14 protein-coding genes are annotated in these 15,390 nt (G+C 57.4%); 8 read left to right on the forward strand and 6 right to left on the reverse strand.

Annotated features, from left to right (window positions below; genetic code table 11):
- Window positions 1–10: 10 nt before the first annotated feature.
- Entirely contained in the window at window positions 11–1,513 is a 1,503-nt protein-coding gene (locus ACY4LX_RS14695) for an aldehyde dehydrogenase family protein (RefSeq protein WP_463260352.1), read from the forward strand.
- Window positions 1,514–1,575: 62 nt separating this feature from the next.
- The gene (locus tag ACY4LX_RS14700; RefSeq protein WP_463260353.1) at window positions 1,576–1,908 is read left to right on the forward strand and encodes a BON domain-containing protein; all 333 of its coding nucleotides are present in this window, start codon (window positions 1,576–1,578) and stop codon (window positions 1,906–1,908) included.
- A gap of 60 nt (window positions 1,909–1,968) precedes the next feature.
- On the opposite strand, the gene ACY4LX_RS14705 is transcribed toward ACY4LX_RS14700, so the two are convergent.
- The 3 genes from ACY4LX_RS14705 to cynS all read right to left on the reverse strand — a co-directional run bounded on the left by ACY4LX_RS14705 (window position 1,969) and on the right by cynS (window position 3,450).
- Entirely contained in the window at window positions 1,969–2,631 is a 663-nt protein-coding gene (locus ACY4LX_RS14705) for a carbonic anhydrase (RefSeq protein WP_149658432.1), read from the reverse strand.
- 34 nt (window positions 2,632–2,665) lie between these two features.
- The gene (locus ACY4LX_RS14710; protein ID WP_463260354.1) at window positions 2,666–2,902 is read right to left on the reverse strand and encodes a DUF2790 domain-containing protein; all 237 of its coding nucleotides are present in this window, start codon (window positions 2,900–2,902) and stop codon (window positions 2,666–2,668) included.
- A gap of 80 nt (window positions 2,903–2,982) precedes the next feature.
- Complete coding sequence (cynS, locus tag ACY4LX_RS14715) at window positions 2,983–3,450, reverse strand: cyanase (RefSeq protein WP_133836027.1); 468 nt, start codon at window positions 3,448–3,450, stop codon at window positions 2,983–2,985.
- Between the two features lie 125 nt (window positions 3,451–3,575).
- Between cynS and cynR the strand changes: the two genes are divergently transcribed.
- A complete protein-coding gene (gene cynR / locus ACY4LX_RS14720) occupies window positions 3,576–4,457 on the forward strand; it encodes a transcriptional regulator CynR (RefSeq protein ID WP_463260355.1) in 882 nt (293 codons plus the stop codon).
- A gap of 68 nt (window positions 4,458–4,525) precedes the next feature.
- Here the strand turns inward: cynR and ACY4LX_RS14725 are convergent, their stop codons facing one another.
- A complete protein-coding gene (locus tag ACY4LX_RS14725; RefSeq protein ID WP_133836029.1) occupies window positions 4,526–4,855 on the reverse strand; it encodes a hypothetical protein in 330 nt (109 codons plus the stop codon).
- A gap of 243 nt (window positions 4,856–5,098) precedes the next feature.
- On the opposite strand from ACY4LX_RS14725, the gene ACY4LX_RS14730 reads away from it, so the two are divergent.
- Window positions 5,099–5,368, forward strand: coding sequence for a hypothetical protein (locus ACY4LX_RS14730; RefSeq protein WP_149658429.1), 270 nt, complete (start codon window positions 5,099–5,101; stop codon window positions 5,366–5,368).
- On the opposite strand, the gene ACY4LX_RS14735 is transcribed toward ACY4LX_RS14730, so the two are convergent.
- Together ACY4LX_RS14735 and ACY4LX_RS14740 are read right to left on the reverse strand one after the other, a co-directional pair.
- On the reverse strand, window positions 5,351–5,869 hold the full coding sequence (locus tag ACY4LX_RS14735) for a GNAT family N-acetyltransferase (protein ID WP_463260356.1): 519 nt from the start codon (window positions 5,867–5,869) through the stop codon (window positions 5,351–5,353). The two genes, ACY4LX_RS14730 and ACY4LX_RS14735, sit on opposite strands and share 18 nt — an antisense overlap.
- Window positions 5,870–5,885: 16 nt before the next feature.
- On the reverse strand, window positions 5,886–6,515 hold the full coding sequence (locus tag ACY4LX_RS14740; protein WP_149658427.1) for a glutathione S-transferase family protein: 630 nt from the start codon (window positions 6,513–6,515) through the stop codon (window positions 5,886–5,888).
- A gap of 349 nt (window positions 6,516–6,864) precedes the next feature.
- Here ACY4LX_RS14740 and ACY4LX_RS14745 point away from each other — a divergent pair, with 349 nt between their 5' ends.
- From ACY4LX_RS14745 to ACY4LX_RS14760, 4 genes are all read left to right on the forward strand, one after another.
- Window positions 6,865–7,989, forward strand: coding sequence for an HDOD domain-containing protein (locus ACY4LX_RS14745; RefSeq protein WP_463260357.1), 1,125 nt, complete (start codon window positions 6,865–6,867; stop codon window positions 7,987–7,989).
- A gap of 87 nt (window positions 7,990–8,076) precedes the next feature.
- Window positions 8,077–9,786, forward strand: coding sequence for a two-component system response regulator (locus ACY4LX_RS14750; RefSeq protein ID WP_463260358.1), 1,710 nt, complete (start codon window positions 8,077–8,079; stop codon window positions 9,784–9,786).
- Window positions 9,787–9,856: 70 nt separating this feature from the next.
- Window positions 9,857–14,395 carry a PAS domain-containing hybrid sensor histidine kinase/response regulator gene (locus ACY4LX_RS14755; protein ID WP_463260599.1) on the forward strand — a complete coding sequence of 1,513 codons (4,539 nt, stop codon included), beginning with the start codon at window positions 9,857–9,859 and terminating at the stop codon, window positions 14,393–14,395.
- Window positions 14,395–15,342 carry a diguanylate cyclase gene (locus ACY4LX_RS14760; RefSeq protein WP_463260359.1) on the forward strand — a complete coding sequence of 316 codons (948 nt, stop codon included), beginning with the start codon at window positions 14,395–14,397 and terminating at the stop codon, window positions 15,340–15,342. The genes ACY4LX_RS14755 and ACY4LX_RS14760 overlap by 1 nt, the downstream gene beginning before the upstream one ends.
- Window positions 15,343–15,390 lie beyond the last annotated feature (48 nt).

The following is a 15,390-nucleotide window of genomic DNA, read 5'->3' on the forward strand; positions in this document are numbered from 1 at the left end:
AAACCGCTTCATGTCCCTGATGCTCGAACGTCTCGTCGCTGGCACGCCAATCCCTTTTGCCGGTAATCGTGTCTCCGTGGTCAGCCCCGAACTCGCGGCACGTTTTCAGCCCGGTGACCATTTGCTGGTGGAACAGGTCAGCGGCGAATTGTTGTTGATCCCGGTAGTGGACCAGCAAGCAGCGACAGTGGCGATCGAGCGCGCGCAAGCGGCGTTCACGGCGATGTCGGCGGTGTCGGACGCGGCCATCAGCAAGTTCTTTGACCTGTTCGCCCAACGCCTGGAAACCGCCGAACCCTGGGCCTTGATCGAAGCCGCGAACCTGGCTGACATCGAGCGCGCCAAGGCTCGCGGGCGTTCCACCACGCGGTTGCTGGCCGATGAGCGCATGCGCCGCGACATGATCGCCGGCCTGCGGGCCTGGCGCGATGCGTCGGCCACGCGCGGCAAAGTCATCAGTTGTGTTGAGCATGACGGCTGGAAAGTCGAGCAAGTGGTGTCGCCGCTGGGCATCGTCGCCTTCGTCTTCGAAGGGCGGCCGAATGTGTTTGCCGACGCCGCTGGCGTACTGCGCACCGGCAACACCGCCGTGCTGCGCATTGGCAGCGACGCGTTGGGCACCGCGCAAGCCATCGTCGCGCACGCGTTGAATCCGGCGCTGGCCGATGCCGGGTTGCCGGCCGGCGCGGTGTCGCTGGTGGAGAGCGTCAATCACGCGGCCGGTTGGGCGATGTTTGCAGATCGGCGTCTGTCGCTGGCCGTGGCCCGTGGGTCGGGTCGAGCGGTCAGTCAACTGGGCAGCATCGCCCAACAGGCCGGCACCGCCGTCAGCCTGCATGGCACCGGCGGTGCCTGGCTGATCGCCGATCAAGGCGCGGATGCCACGCGATTTGCCGCCGTGGTGCGCAACTCCCTGGACCGCAAAGTCTGCAACACCCTCAACGTCTGCCTGATCCAGCGCGACCGCGCCGCTGAACTGGTGCCGCTGTTTCTCGACGCCTTGCAACAGGCCGGCACGGCTCGCGGCCAGGGCTGCAAATTGCACATCGTCGAGGGCAGCGAATCATTCCTGCCGAGCGATTGGCAAACCGCTAGCGTCGAGGTCTACCGCGCCGAAGGCTATGTCACCGAAGCGATGGTCGAGCCGCTGGCGGAAGATCAATTGGGTCGCGAGTGGGAGTGGGAAGAAACCCCGGAAGTCAGCCTGAAAATCGTCGACGACCTCGATCAGGCCATCACCTTGTTCAACCGCTACAGCCCGCAATTCACCGTGTCGCTGATCAGTGAAGCCGCCGAGGCCCACGAGCGTTTCTACAACGCCGTGAATGCCCCGTTTGTCGGCAACGGCATCACTCGCTGGGTCGACGGCCAATACGCGCTGAACAAGCCGGAACTGGGCCTTTCGAACTGGGAAAGCGGTCGGCTGTTCGCTCGTAGCGCGATTCTGTCCGGCGATGGGGTGTTCACCATTCGCAGCCGCATGACCCAGACCGATTTGTCGGTCAAACGCTGAGCCCTGTAACGGCCGAACTATACTCAAAGGGTGTCTGTGTTTGCGTCATGGAGGTTTTCACCATGAAACTTCATTCCTTTGATCAGTACTCCCATGGCCTGGCGACGGTCGCTCGCGATGCGTGGATTACCGCCAGGGTCAAATCGGCCCTGACCAAGGCCGATTCCGGTCTTGGCCTGCATATCCACGTCAAGACTCACGCCGGTACGGTGGCGTTGAGCGGCCTCGTCGACACCCATAGACAGTGCGAACAGGCGATGGACCTGGCCCGCACGATCAATGGCGTGGTCGATGTCGAGGCCAGTGGCTTGCGCACGCATGTGTTCAAGCCAGGCAGCACCTCAACGCCGCCCAATGCGGAAGAAACCAGTGAGCGTCGGCGTGACGACAGGTAAAGCCTGAAAGCAGCGCTCCCGTTTACCGGGGGCGCTGCGTCGGGTATCGATGTTCATCTCTCAAGCGGCGGCGTCTACGGAGCGCGCTTGAATCGCGCACGTCACCGGATGCTCGGCCAAGGACACAAAGCGGCGGCTGTCAGCGTCCAGCGCGTCAATCGAACCGGTCTCGATGTCGTACACCCAACCGTGCAGGTTCAACAGGCCTTTTTCCTGGGCCAGGCGCACGCTCGGGTGGGTCTGGATATTTGCCAGTTGCGCGATGACGTTCTCGCGCACCATCGAACTGACCTTGGCCGCTTCATTGGCGTGGGTGCGGGATTCATTGATGACCTTGGCCGACTCGGCGTGTTGCAACCAGCCGCTGACGGCGGGCAGGTGATCCATGCATTTGCACTTGGCCACGGCGGTCATGGCGCCGCAGTCGGAATGGCCGCAGATCACGATGTCCGTCACGCCGAGCACGGCGACCGCGTATTCGACCGTCGCCGAGACACCACCGGGGTGGGGGCTGTAGGACGGCACGATGTTGCCGGCGTTGCGGATCACAAACAGCTCACCGGGTTCTTGCTGGGTCAGCAGTTCCGGGACCACGCGACTGTCGGAACAGGTGATGAACAACGTGCCGGGGTGCTGGGTGGTGGCCAGGTGTTTGAACAGGTCGGTGCGTTGTGGAAAGGCTTCGTTCTGGAACTTCAAAAAACCGTCGATGAGCGCTTTCATGTGTGCTTCCTCATAAGTGCTGAACGGGGGCGGCTCAGTTCGAGCAGCCGGTGCCGAATTCGCTGTATTGCAGAATGTGGGTCACGCCTTTGGAATCGAGATACGTCATCTCCACCGGTGCCGGGCCGCAGACATCGGCGACCGGGGTGATGCTGACGACTTGGGCGATATCCAGGTCCATGCCGTACTGGTAGGCGACGGCGCTGTCCTGGGCCTGAGCCTGGGTTGCCAGGCCGGCGATCAGCGAGAGTGCGAGCAGAAATTTGTGCATGGGGCAGCCTCCAGATGAACGTGGTGAGTGGAAGAGGTTGGGGTGGTTGGCCCGCACGTTAAGCGCGGGCCGGTACTGAGTTAGAAAGGACGCAGTGGCAGGAACTTGCCGTCCAGGGTGATCACGGCGCGGGAGCCGCCTTCCGGGTCTTCGACTTTCTTCATGTCGAGCTTGAAGTTGATGGCGCTGATGATGCCGTCGCCGAATTGCTCATGCACCAGGGCTTTCAAGGTGGTGCCGTAGATCTGGATCATTTCGTGGAAGCGGTAGATGGTCGGGTCGGTCGGCACACCCGAAAGGCTGCCGCGCAGCGGGATGATCTGCAGACGGGCAATGCTGTCAGCGTCCAGGTCCAGCTTCTCGCCAACCACTTTGGCAGCGGCTTCCGGCAGTGGGTGCTGGCCGAGCAAGGCGGCGGTGACGTAGGCCAGGCCCAGGCCGGTGCCGTCGGTCAGGTCCTGCCAGGACAGGTTTTTGCGCGCCTTGGCGTCGAGGATCGAAGTGGTCAGGGCCAGACTCTGGTCGTTGTAAGCGTGGGACTGTTGCATGGTGTGACTCCTTTATCGGATGGGGTTGTTGCTGTGTGTGGAGCAATCTTCTGCCGATTGACCCATAGCGTCCAAGACCGATATACAATGCGCAGCATAAGCACAGCCTATAGATGGATTTGCCCATGCTGCTCCGACATCTGCGTTACCTGATCGCCGTCGCCGACCACGGCGGCTTCACCCGCGCCGCCGAAGCGCTGCACGTCTCTCAGCCGACCCTGTCGCAACAGATCCGGCAATTGGAAGAAACCCTGGGCGTCAGTCTGTTCGACCGCACTTCGCGCACGGTCAAACCCACCGACGCCGGCGTGGCCTACATCGAATGCGCCCGGCGGGTGCTGGTGGAGCTGGAGGCGGGAAAGCGCGCGTTGCATGACGTGAAGGATTTGTCCCGTGGCACCTTGCGCCTGGCGATGACGCCGACCTTCATGGCGTATTTGGTGGGGCCGCTGGTGCGCGATTACTCGGCACGCTTCCCGAACATCCATCTGGAGATTTTCGAACTGTCCATGGACGACATCGAGGCCGGGCTGGCGGACGACTCACTGGACATCGCCATTGCCTTTACGCCGGTGCGTAATCCCGAGATCGAATGCATCCCGGCGTTTGTCGAGACGCTGGGACTGATGGTCGGGCGTGATCATCCGTTGTTTGAAAGCCAAGGGACGCTGGCGCCGAGCGAGGTGGCGCAGCTGGAGTTTGCGTTGCTGGCGCCGGAGTTCATCACTCGATCATCCATCGATGACTACTTTCGCCAACAGGCCATCACCCCCAAAGTGGTGATCGAGGTGAATTCGGTGAGTACGTTGCTGGAGGTGATTCGGCATACGGCGGTCGCGACCATTTTGCCGGAGGCGATTGCGACCGAGGATCGGGCGTTGCGCAAGATTGCGTTGCAGGGTGAAGCGCCGCAGCGGGGCGCGGCGTTGTTACGCAGGAAGAACAATTACCACAGTGCGGCGGCGTTGGCGTTTGTGGAGTTGGTGTTGGAAATGAAGCCTGTTTAGGGGCGGTAAACGTCGCGCATAAAAAAGGGCCTGCTCCTGGAGGGGAGCAGGCCCTTTTTCAATCTTGATTAATAGAACCGATCAATCACCCGAACTTCGTTCTGGTTCTGCATCGATGCCCACGCCTGTTTCAGAGTTTGCAGAACATTACCGATGAAGTCCTTATCGGCCGCGGCTTTCTTGCCGACATAACCCTGGCCGCGACGGTACATCTTCAATCGGGCCAGCAAGTTCTGGTTGTTCTGGTCGAACTCTGCTTCGTGAGCATGGGGCGACAGGCAGTCCATGTGCACCTGGCCCGACTTGCTGATCCACAGGATATGGCTGTCGTGGCTGTCTTTTTGCGCAGCGAACATACGAGCCAGTTCATCGATAGTCGGTTGATTGTTCAGATTCATCATTAAGCCCCTTGACCATTTGGTGATCTTTCAAAGTTGATTCGCTAATACCGGTAGCCCATCGGTTAGTTGATCCCTGGCACCGAAACCAGGACGTCAGCGATCAGCCGCCAAATTGACGGGGTCTCGCGTCTGTTGCATGTAGTCGTGTTGAATAACTGCTACGCAATAGCGTCACAACGAAGAGAAGCGGCGAAAACCTTAAGGCCACTGCCGACGTTTTCAGGGTCGGCCACAAGCTTCATGAGTACGTTTCGCCAGCGCTTCTCGTCCTTGTACTGGACGTTCGGGCCAGGTCAGCTTCTTCAATCTGCCTTGTGGGCAGCGTGTATCCGGGAAAAACAGCTCGGCGGTCAGACGAGCTTGCTCAAACGTGTTGCCTGTACTCCCGATCGGGGAGTTGCCTGCATCATGCAAGGGCAAATCGACGGCGTCAACGATTATGTAGTGATTATTTTTAGTCACTACATATTGTCGGACAAAGTGGTTTTGGAATTAGGAAAGGGCGGCTGAAGGGCTGTGGGGCGCGGTTTCAAAGCGGTAGAGCGTGCAGGGATAACCGTCCACTGCCAGTTGATGCGTTGTGAATTCTCCCGAGGTGAGGCCAGGCATCTCTCGGGCCCAAAACCGCCGTGCAGGCGGGTTCGCGTCGATGTGGAAAATTTGCCATTGACCGGGCAATCGGCTCAAGAGGGCAGAGACGACAAACTTCGCGACGCCTTGGCCACGAAAGCGTCGACAGACAAAAAAGTAGCCGATGTTGAATTCGGCCCCGGCCACGTGTGTGTCGTCATCGACGGTCACGAACCCGGCCAGTTCGCCGTCAACCCTGATCAGGAATGGCTGCGTCGCCGGATTGCGCCAGTAACCCGGCTTGGGCTGGATATTGAATAAACCATGCTCGCCAAGCTTCAGCGGCAGCCACTCGCTGAAGTCATACACGTAGAACTGCATCAGGTTTTCAATCGTCTGCAGCTCATCGCGCTGGGCGGCGTGAAGTTCTATTCGAGACATGGCGAGTCTTTAAGGCTCAGTTGGGCGCGAAGTCATATTTTCCGCCTGTTTTCAACGCCGCGGCATAGGCCGGGCGTGCCTGGAAACGTTCAACCCACGCAGCGATGTGCGGATAGTCACGCAACTTGCCCTGGGCCCGGGCGATCTCGCCGATAAAGCTCATCTGGATATCCGCAGCGCTGAACTCATCGCCGAGCAGGTAATCGGAACCGCTCAGTGCGGTGTCGAGGTAGCTCAGGTAGTTGGCCACTTCCGAATTGATCCGTGGATGCAGCGGCGCACCGGCTTCACCCAACTTGCCGACATACAGATTGAGCATCAGTGGCAGCATGGCCGAGCCTTCGGCGAAGTGCAGCCATTGCACGTATTGATCGTAGGCGGCGGTGGACGGATCAGGTTGCAAACGACCCTGGCCATGACGGCGGATCAGGTAGTCGATGATCGCGGCGGACTCGATCAGCTTCTGCGCGCCATCCTCGATTACCGGGGACTTGCCCAGGGCATCGATGGCTTTTAGCTCCGGTGGCGCGAGGTTGGTCTTCGGATCGCGCTGATAGAGCTTCAGTTCGTAGGGGATGGCCAGTTCTTCGAGCAGCCAGAGAATGCGCTGGGAACGGGAGTTGTTCAGGTGGTGAACGATGATCATGGTCGGTGCCTTTTCAGAAAGTGGGGCTAACGCCTGGCTTGAGCAACACTAGACCATTCGGGGCTTGCCGAAGTGCCCTCAGGCGTTGCGGTCATCTTCAACTTCCGCCAAATGCCTCGCGAGCCTGTGCCTTGTTGAGCGCTTGTATAGTTTGCTGGTGAGGAATAGATTCGAGCCTCAAGGATGCCATCTTGCCATCAGCCAAAGGGAAATTGCCGTGACTGACTCAAATTCGCTTGGTTACAACCTCATCCATTGATCTCAACGACATCAATTTTTTGCAGGTGGCCGATAATCCTGGTTCCTAAGGCGTTGTGAAGTTGCGTGTCAATCCAGTGAGGATTACCGAATGCGAGTGATGATTCTGGATGATGACCCCTGGATATCAGATCTTTTAAAACAGCTCGTGTTGAGCATCCGCCCGGTTGCGCAAATCGATTGCTTTATCGATGTCGCCAGTGCGTTAGACGCTTGGCAGCCGAACACTTACCAGTTGGTTATGGCCGACTGGAATCTGCCGGATGCTCCCGGCGTCAACCTGCTGCAGAAAATTCGCGAAAAAGACCAGGATACGCCGCTGATCATGATCACCGGTCGCGCTGATCGAGACAGCGTGCTGGCGGTGAAATCGCTGCGGATCAGCGCTTTTTTCACCAAGCCATTCCAGGTTTCGCGCGTCGTACAGTTTCTCGACGCACTCCTTCCGCTTGATGAGCCCCCCCAGACCGTCACGCTCAATACTGAAGACCTGATCAGCTATCTCAGTGGTTTGTCTGCCGATGAGTTGGACTTGCCTTTGCTGGCCTCGGTAAAGGACAAGCTTCAACTAGGCTATGGCGGGGCGTCGATGGATTTGCGCGAACTCGCCAATGACTGGCAGCACGACCCGGCGCTGTGCGCCCATTTGATCGCGGCAGCCAACGGTGCCGCGTATCTCGGGCTCGGCCAGCGCTGCACGAATTTGAACGGTGCCCTGACACGGTTAGGAGGGCTTACCAGCGTGAACCTGGCGATTAGCCAGGCCCTGCGACAGACCAATACTCAACTTGACGGCATGTTGATGACGCTCGTCCAGGCTCATTTGGATGATGCTGAGCAGTTGGCTGAGAAGGTTGTTCTATTGGCTCAACAATGCGGTTTGGACCCTGCACCCTTGCAGTGTGCAGCCCTGTTGCACCGCATGGGCGAGCTCTGTGTGCTTTACCAGACCCGGAAATGGGAGAACCAGGGCAATAGCGTGGACGAAGAAACGCTCTCGCACGCTGTCCGCGATTTTGCAGCGCCTTTTGCCGTTCGCTTGAAAGCACGCTGGGGACTGCCTATGGTTCTACGTGAGTTGATAGGCGCTATTTATGCGCTGCCTCCCATGCAAGTTCGGCGCGAACAAGTGGTTATGCGCCTTGCCGCCGCCATGAACAACGGTGAATCCGAAGCTGACGTCGAAAGACTGCAACGATTGGCCGGCCTGGCCTGAGCCAGGCCGGCTGGATGTTCCGGTGCAGATAGAAGCTGTTCAGGATGGCTTGTCACTCAATGAAAGGGATTTGGCAGGAGTAACGGAATGCACGACAAGACGTTCAGTCTCAAACCCATCCTCCTGATCGTCGATGACCAAGTCACCGATCTAAGAGTCCTGAGCACGGCAGTGAAAGATTTAGCTGAAGTCTATATCGCCCAAAATGGTCAGCAGGCGCTTGAGATTGCGCGCCAATTCAGGCCCGATGTGGTTTTGCTCGACATAGAAATGCCAGGCATGAGCGGCTTCGAAGTGTGTCGGGCGCTAAAGTCTGATCCCGAACTGTTGGATGCAGCGGTCATTTTTGTCAGCGCTCATACGCAGACAGCCGATGAGCTGCTCGCTCTGGAGTGCGGCGGCGTGGACTTCATTCAAAAGCCGCTGAATGTCCCGGTTGCCAGAGCCCGCATCAAAGCTCATATCGCCTTGCGCAAGGAGGCGAAGAGGCTTGCCAATCACGATGCATTGACCGGGCTGCCCAACAGAATACTGTTGCAGGATCGTACCGAGCAGGCGCTACAAAAGGCTCGTCGCAACCATGGCCGTGTGGCGATGCTGCTGCTGGATCTGGATAACTTCAAAGTCATCAACGATTCGATGGGCCACTCGGTCGGCGATTTGGTGTTGCAAGAGGTTGCGTCGCGATTGTCGCGATCCCTGCGCTTGGAGGATACCGTCAGCAGACAAGGAGGGGACGAGTTCATCCTCCTCCTGCCAGAGGTAGTCAGTTTCGATGCCGTTGGCGACTTCGCTGAAAGGGTGCTCGCCACAATCTCCAGTCCTTTTTCAATCCAGGCAAACCGATACGACCTTTGCGCGAGCATCGGCATCAGTGTGTTCCCTGAAGACAGCTGCGATGTGGAATCGCTTTACCGGCACGCCGATGCCGCCATGTACCAGGCGAAGCTTTCAGGCCGTAATCGCTATTGTTTTTTCTCTTCACATATCGAGAGCAGCCTGCGTGCCAGGCACCTGCTTGAGCGCCATATGCGTAGCGCCCTGGAAGAAGGTGTTTTCGAGGTTTTTTACCAGGCGAAAATTGATGCCCGGTATCACCGGATCATCGGGATGGAGGCGCTGATCCGCTGGCGCAATCATGACGGTGTCTTGATTTCACCAGCCGATTTCATTCCTCTGGCAGAGGAAACCGGGCTGATCATTCCCATTGGAAAATACGTTCTGCTCCAGGCCTGCAAGGACACGAGGGTGCTTCGTGAGCAGGGTCATGACATTTCTATTAGCGTGAACATCTCTGCCGTGCAGTTTCGCGAAGCCTCCTTTCTGGACATGGTGAAAAGCATCCTGGTCGAATCCGGACTGGAAGCAAGATTCCTGGAACTGGAGATTACCGAAGGGGTGCTGGCCAGGGAAATTGATAACGCTCGAGAGACCCTCTTTCTTCTCAAGAACCTCGGGGTTCGCATTTCGATCGACGATTTCGGCACCGGTTATTCGAGCCTGGCTTATCTCAAGCGATTTCCCATTGATGTGCTGAAAATAGACCAGAGCTTTGTGCGAGATATGCTCACCGACAAAAGCGATTCGGCAATCATTGAAGCGATCATCAAGCTGGGCCAGGCGCTAGGACTTGAATTGGTGGCCGAAGGTGTAGAAACCCAGGAACAGGCCGATACGCTTCTGAGGCAGGGCTGCCAGATCATGCAAGGTTATTTGTATTGCCGTCCGATTCCTTTTTCCCAGATATCTTCATTTTTATCGTCCGGGCTTAACGTTGATGTTGCGCATACGAACTAAGCTGCTGACGCCCCCCAACTGGGTTAGAACCTTAAAAATTAAAGGCTTGCAGGTCTTCTGCAACGGGGCAATGCGGGTGAGAAAGCATAAGTTTTTTGCATTGAGCTGGGGAGTGGTCATCACTCTGGCGGTGGGGGCGGGGGCAAGCATTCTAGGCGGCTGGATCCTTGACCGCGTTAACCAACAGCAGGCTCAAGAAGCGATCGTAGCGGCCACCGACGAAGCCGCAGATTTGGTTTTAACTCGCCTTAATCTTTACCAATACGGATTGCGGGGCGCTCGTGGAGCGGTGCTGACGGCGGGTGAGCATGGCGTCAGTCGTGAGATTTTTGATCAATATAATCAAACGCGCGACCTCGCTGTCGAGTTCCCCGGCGCAAGTGCCTTGGGCTTTATCAGGCGTGTCCTGGAGCAGGATGAAAGCGACTTTCTCAAGCATGCCCGGGCCGACGGAAAAGCTGATTTCTCCATTCGCCAATTCTCGCCCCATTCAGGCGAGCGTTACGTTGTCCAGTATGTCGACCCGGTTGAGGGTAACCAGCCTGCAATTGGCTTGGACATCGCTTCGGAAACATCGCGGCGAGAGGCTGCACAATCCTCGATACAAAGCGGTGCGGCACGGATCACTGGGCCCATAACGCTTATACAGGCCCAGGGGAAACCGCAGCAGTCCTTCCTGGTGTTGTTACCCATCTTTCGTGGCGCAGTGACTCCGGCAACTGCTGCTGAACGCGAGGCCGCCGCTTTTGGCTGGAGCTATGTCGTGTTGCGCACGGAGGAGGTACTCAGAGGCCTGCGCATAGAAAATGAGACGGTACATCTACGATTAAGGGATATCACCGTCCCAGGACAAGAGACGCTGTTTTATGAAAGCACCGACGACTCGGCTCGCCGTGAAACACTGATGACCCATCAGATGGAGTTCGAGGTCTACGGGAAACGGTGGAAAATCGAACTCGACGCAAACGCGCTGTTCATTCAGCGCCTACACCAGGTCTCACCAAAAATTGTGCTGTTTTTCGGTGGTTTGCTCACGCTGCTTCTGGCGACCCTGGCGAGTGTCGTGAGCGTCAGCCGTCAACGTCGGCGGCAGATATTTGCCGAGCAGGCAAGGCTGGCTTCCATCGTTGAAAGCTCGGCAGATGGCATTATCGGAAAGTCACTCGATGGCGTCGTCACCAACTGGAACAAAGGTGCCGAGTACCTATTTGGGTACACCGCCGAGGAAGCGGTGGGGCAGACGCTCGCCGATTTGATTGTTCCGGCAGCACTTGTCACCGAGGAAGCTCATATCCTTGCGCGCATCAGGGCGGGAGAGCGTATCGGTAGCTTTGACACCCAACGCCATCACAAAGACCAGCGACTGATCGATGTCTCCGCCAGCATTTCACCCATTTATGGCGAGGGTGGTCGCGTCGTTGGGGCCTCCAAGACCTTAAGGGATATCTCGGAGAAAAAAGCAGCTGAGGCCCGGATTCTCGAACTCAATTCCAACCTTGAGGAGCAGGTTGCGCAGCGAACTTCCGAGTTGCGGCATCTCAATCTGCTGTTGGGCACGGTGCTACGCTCGGCTACCGAGGTTTCGATCATTGCGACGGATCTCGATGGCGTTATCAGAGTGTTCAACAAAGGTGCCGAGCATTTGTTGGGTTATGACGCCGAGGAGTTAGTAGGCAAAGACACCCCCGCGCTCTTCCATGTACCCGAAGACGTGGCTGCCCGTGGTGTAGAGCTGAGCGAGGAGTACGCTCAGCCCATCAACGGTTTTCGTGTGCTTACCCATAAACCTGAGCTTGAAGGCGCAGAAACCCGAGAGTGGACTTACATACGCAAGGATGGCTTGCGGGTTCCTGTCACGCTGGTGGTCACTTCCATGCGCGACGCCGAGGGGGTGTTGAGCGGTTACCTGGGTATCGCCGTAGACATTACCGAACGTAAAGCGGCAGAAAAGGAACTGGCTGCGAGCCTGAAGACAACACTGGAACAACGCAGCGAACTGATGGCGGTGCACGATCAGCTGCTGATGGCGGCTGAAGTCGCCGAACTGGGCGTCTGGTCCTGGACCTTGACTGACAATGCCTTGAAGTGGAATGACCGCATGTTTGAGTTCTACGGGCAGCCTTTGTCGTTGCGCAATACCGGCCTGGGTTATGAGCACTGGTACTCGCGTGTTCACCCAGATGATGTTGTGGCCGCGGCTGCAAAGTTGAAGGGTGCTGTCGAGGGCACGGATGTGTATGACACCATTTTCCGTGTCGTTCGCCCCGACGGCCAGATCCGTTTCATACAGGCCGGCGCGCAGATAGAACGCGGTCCGGGCGGTGAAGCTTTGCGCGTGACCGGTATCAATCGGGACATCACTGCCCAGCGCGAACTCGAGTCCCATCTGCTTCACGCCAAGGAACAGGCCGATGCAGGAAGTGCGGCCAAGTCTGCCTTCCTGGCCAACATGAGTCATGAGATACGCACACCGATGAACGCCGTGCTGGGTATGTTGCAGTTGGTGCAGAACACCGACCTGGATGGTCGCCAACTCGATTATGTGAGCAAAGCGCAGTCCGCAGCGAGATCACTGTTGGGTTTGCTCAATGACATCCTCGATTACTCCAAGATTGAGGCGGGCAAACTGCAACTCGATGTGCATCCCTTCGAGCTCGAAACGCTCATGCGTGACCTCGCCGTCGTGCTGGCAGGCAACCAGGGCCAGAAAGAAGTCGAGGTCATGTTCGACCTGGACTCCAATTTACCCAACGATCTGATTGGCGATAGCCTGCGATTGCAACAGGTGCTGATCAACCTGGCGGGTAATGCCCTCAAGTTCACTTTGGAAGGCCAGATCGTGGTCAGCGTTGAACAACGGCTGCGCACGGAAAACACTGTGAGCTTGCGCATCGCCGTTTCTGATACGGGTGTCGGTATCAGCCCGGAACAACTTCAGCGTATTTTTGAAGGCTTCACTCAGGCCGAGGCTTCAACTTCCCGGCGCTTTGGTGGTACAGGCCTGGGCCTGGTGATCTGCAAGCGGTTGGTCGCGTTAATGGGCGGTGAACTTCAGGTGCAAAGCCAGCAAGGTGTGGGGAGTCGTTTCTGGTTCGATATCACTCTGGATGTAGCGCCAGCGTCTCTGCCGAAATCCACCCACCCTGAAGCCGATGCGTCCATACGGATTCTGGTCGTCGACGACAACGCCATGGCGGGTGAATTGCTGTTGCGAACCGTTCATGCATTGGGATGGAAAGCTGACGGCGTGAGTGGTGGCACGCAAGCGGTGGAATGGGTGAAGAACGCCCAGGCGTCAGGTAATGCCTACGACGTGGTGCTGATGGACTGGCGGATGTCCGATATGGATGGGCTGAGCGCTGCGCAATTGATCCATCAGCAGGGTAACGGTGTGCCACCGCCGGTGGTCATTATGATCACTGCTTACGGCCGCGAAGTATTGGCCGACGCCCACCAGGCGGGAGAAGCTCCCTTTGTGGGTTTTCTCACTAAACCTGTCACTCCCAAGCAGCTGGCCGATGCTGTTCAGCGAGCACTCAACGGCAAAGACCTGCTGCATTCCCCTCTTTCCCGGTCAACGGTTGACCGGCCCAAGCGCCTGGCCGGGCTGCGGCTGTTGGTGGTGGAGGACAATATGCTCAATCGCCAGGTTGCCGATGAGTTACTGACAAGGGAAGGCGCGGAGGTGAGGCTGGCGGAAGGCGGACTGGAGGGTGTCAGCAAGGTGATGAGTGAGCGCTTCGACGTTGTATTGATGGACATCCAGATGCCGGATATTGATGGCTTGGAGGCGACCCGTCGCATTCGATCAAACCCGCGTTTTGCAACGCTTCCGATCGTGGCGATGACCGCCAATGCCTCTAGTAGCGACCGTGAGGCGTGTTTTGCCGCCGGGATGAATGAGCATGTTGGCAAGCCCATCGACCTGGAACAACTTGTCGCAACGCTGCTCTTGCAGGTGGGCCGTGAGGGCATCCAGGCAGTTTCAGGCCTGGGGCAAACCATGATGGGCGAAGGCATTATGGATTCCCGGGCGTCAATCGTTGATCGTTTTGGTGGCGACCTCGATTTGATCCGCATCGTGCTGAAAAACTTCGGCCCGGAGCTGGAAAAACAGCTGATCCGGTTGCACGAACAGATCCAGCAACAAGACGCAGCGGGGGCCGCTTTCGTGCTCCATACCATTAAAGGCAGCAGCGGCACCATGGGGGCCAAGGCGCTGTCAATGCTGGCTGGTAATCTGGAGCACAGATTAAAAGATCCAGCGTCTGCGGCGGACATCTTTGCTGACGTCGCCTGGTTTGACGAATTAAGCAGGTTACTGCAACTCAGTCTTGAGCAGATGACTGTCGACTTTGGTCAGAGCCCGCCAGCAAAGATCAGTACTGGCAACGAAATCATGAAACCGACACAGTGGAAGCAATCCCTTGAAGAGATTTTGCTATTGCTGGAGGCGGGTAATCTTCACGCCCTGGAATTGACCGACGCATTGGTGGCAAAAACCCCGCCATCCCTGCGACCCCGGTTCGACGAATTGGTGGCCAGGGTCCAGTCGCTGGACTTTTCGGCCGCGATGCCGATCGGTCGTGACCTGCTGAGATCTGCCTGATGAAACAATCGATGGAAACCTGGTTGCCGCATCCCCACAGCCGTCCAAAATTGCTCATTGTCGATGATCAGCCGACGAATATCCGGGTACTGCATGAGCTGTTTCGTGAGGACTCTGATGTCTTTATGGCCACCAGTGGTGAACAGGCGATCACCGTATGCCAGGCTCAACAGCCTGATTTGATACTGCTGGATGTGGTCATGGAGGGCATGGACGGGTATGAAGTATGCCGTCGACTCAAGGCTGACCCGGCTACCCAAGGCATTCCCATCATCTTCATTACCGCACAGCAACAGGAGTCAGAGGAGCTGCTGGGCCTGGAGCTGGGTGCGGTGGATTTCATCAGCAAACCCATCAATCCAGTTATTGTTAAAGCTCGGGTGCGAACACATCTGACCCTGAAGTTACAGAGCGATCTGCTACGGACCATGGCGCTGATGGATGGCCTTACCGGGGTGGCCAATCGGCGCAAATTCGATGAGGACCTTTCCGCCGATTGGCGCCAGTGCTTTCGAGAGCAAAAGCCGCTGTCGCTGATCTTGGCGGATGTCGATTTTTTTAAACGCTACAACGATCGATATGGGCACCAGGCTGGAGACGGCTGTCTGAGAGCCGTTGCCCAGGCATTAGCTGAAACGGTTAGACGCCCCTACGATCTGCTGGCTCGTTATGGCGGCGAAGAGTTTGCCTGCGTTTTGCCCAATACTGATCTTTCTGGAGCGGTCGAGATTGCGACACGAATGCAAGCGGGTGTCAGGGCATTGGATATCGAGCATTCTGCGTCTGATGTTGATCGTGTGGTGACTATTTCACTAGGCGTCGCCACCTTGACACCCTCGGGTGATCTTGAATGCCAGGCCTTGATAGAAGCAGCAGACAAGCAACTCTACGAAGCGAAGAGCGCTGGCCGGGGCAGGGTATGCTCATCTTCAATGGCGCCCGGTTAAGGCGCCCTTTTGCTGAGTCTTAAAGGCAAGTGTTGAATCAAGAGCTTG

The sequence above is a fragment of the Pseudomonas sp. Emmai genome (assembly GCF_055179735.1).

What these genes read in the sequence shown, in the direction of transcription:
- ACY4LX_RS14695 (WP_463260352.1), top strand. Translation starts at nt 11, where the DNA reads ATGTCCCTGATGCTCGAACGTCTCGTCGCTGGCACGCCAATCCCTTTT.
- ACY4LX_RS14700 (WP_463260353.1), top strand. Translation starts at nt 1,576, where the DNA reads ATGAAACTTCATTCCTTTGATCAGTACTCCCATGGCCTGGCGACGGTC.
- ACY4LX_RS14705 (WP_149658432.1), bottom strand. Translation starts at nt 2,631, where the DNA reads ATGAAAGCGCTCATCGACGGTTTTTTGAAGTTCCAGAACGAAGCCTTT.
- ACY4LX_RS14710 (WP_463260354.1), bottom strand. Translation starts at nt 2,902, where the DNA reads ATGCACAAATTTCTGCTCGCACTCTCGCTGATCGCCGGCCTGGCAACC.
- cynS (WP_133836027.1), bottom strand. Translation starts at nt 3,450, where the DNA reads ATGCAACAGTCCCACGCTTACAACGACCAGAGTCTGGCCCTGACCACT.
- cynR (WP_463260355.1), top strand. Translation starts at nt 3,576, where the DNA reads ATGCTGCTCCGACATCTGCGTTACCTGATCGCCGTCGCCGACCACGGC.
- ACY4LX_RS14725 (WP_133836029.1), bottom strand. Translation starts at nt 4,855, where the DNA reads ATGAATCTGAACAATCAACCGACTATCGATGAACTGGCTCGTATGTTC.
- ACY4LX_RS14730 (WP_149658429.1), top strand. Translation starts at nt 5,099, where the DNA reads ATGAGTACGTTTCGCCAGCGCTTCTCGTCCTTGTACTGGACGTTCGGG.
- ACY4LX_RS14735 (WP_463260356.1), bottom strand. Translation starts at nt 5,869, where the DNA reads ATGTCTCGAATAGAACTTCACGCCGCCCAGCGCGATGAGCTGCAGACG.
- ACY4LX_RS14740 (WP_149658427.1), bottom strand. Translation starts at nt 6,515, where the DNA reads ATGATCATCGTTCACCACCTGAACAACTCCCGTTCCCAGCGCATTCTC.
- ACY4LX_RS14745 (WP_463260357.1), top strand. Translation starts at nt 6,865, where the DNA reads ATGCGAGTGATGATTCTGGATGATGACCCCTGGATATCAGATCTTTTA.
- ACY4LX_RS14750 (WP_463260358.1), top strand. Translation starts at nt 8,077, where the DNA reads ATGCACGACAAGACGTTCAGTCTCAAACCCATCCTCCTGATCGTCGAT.
- ACY4LX_RS14755 (WP_463260599.1), top strand. Translation starts at nt 9,857, where the DNA reads ATGCGGGTGAGAAAGCATAAGTTTTTTGCATTGAGCTGGGGAGTGGTC.
- ACY4LX_RS14760 (WP_463260359.1), top strand. Translation starts at nt 14,395, where the DNA reads ATGAAACAATCGATGGAAACCTGGTTGCCGCATCCCCACAGCCGTCCA.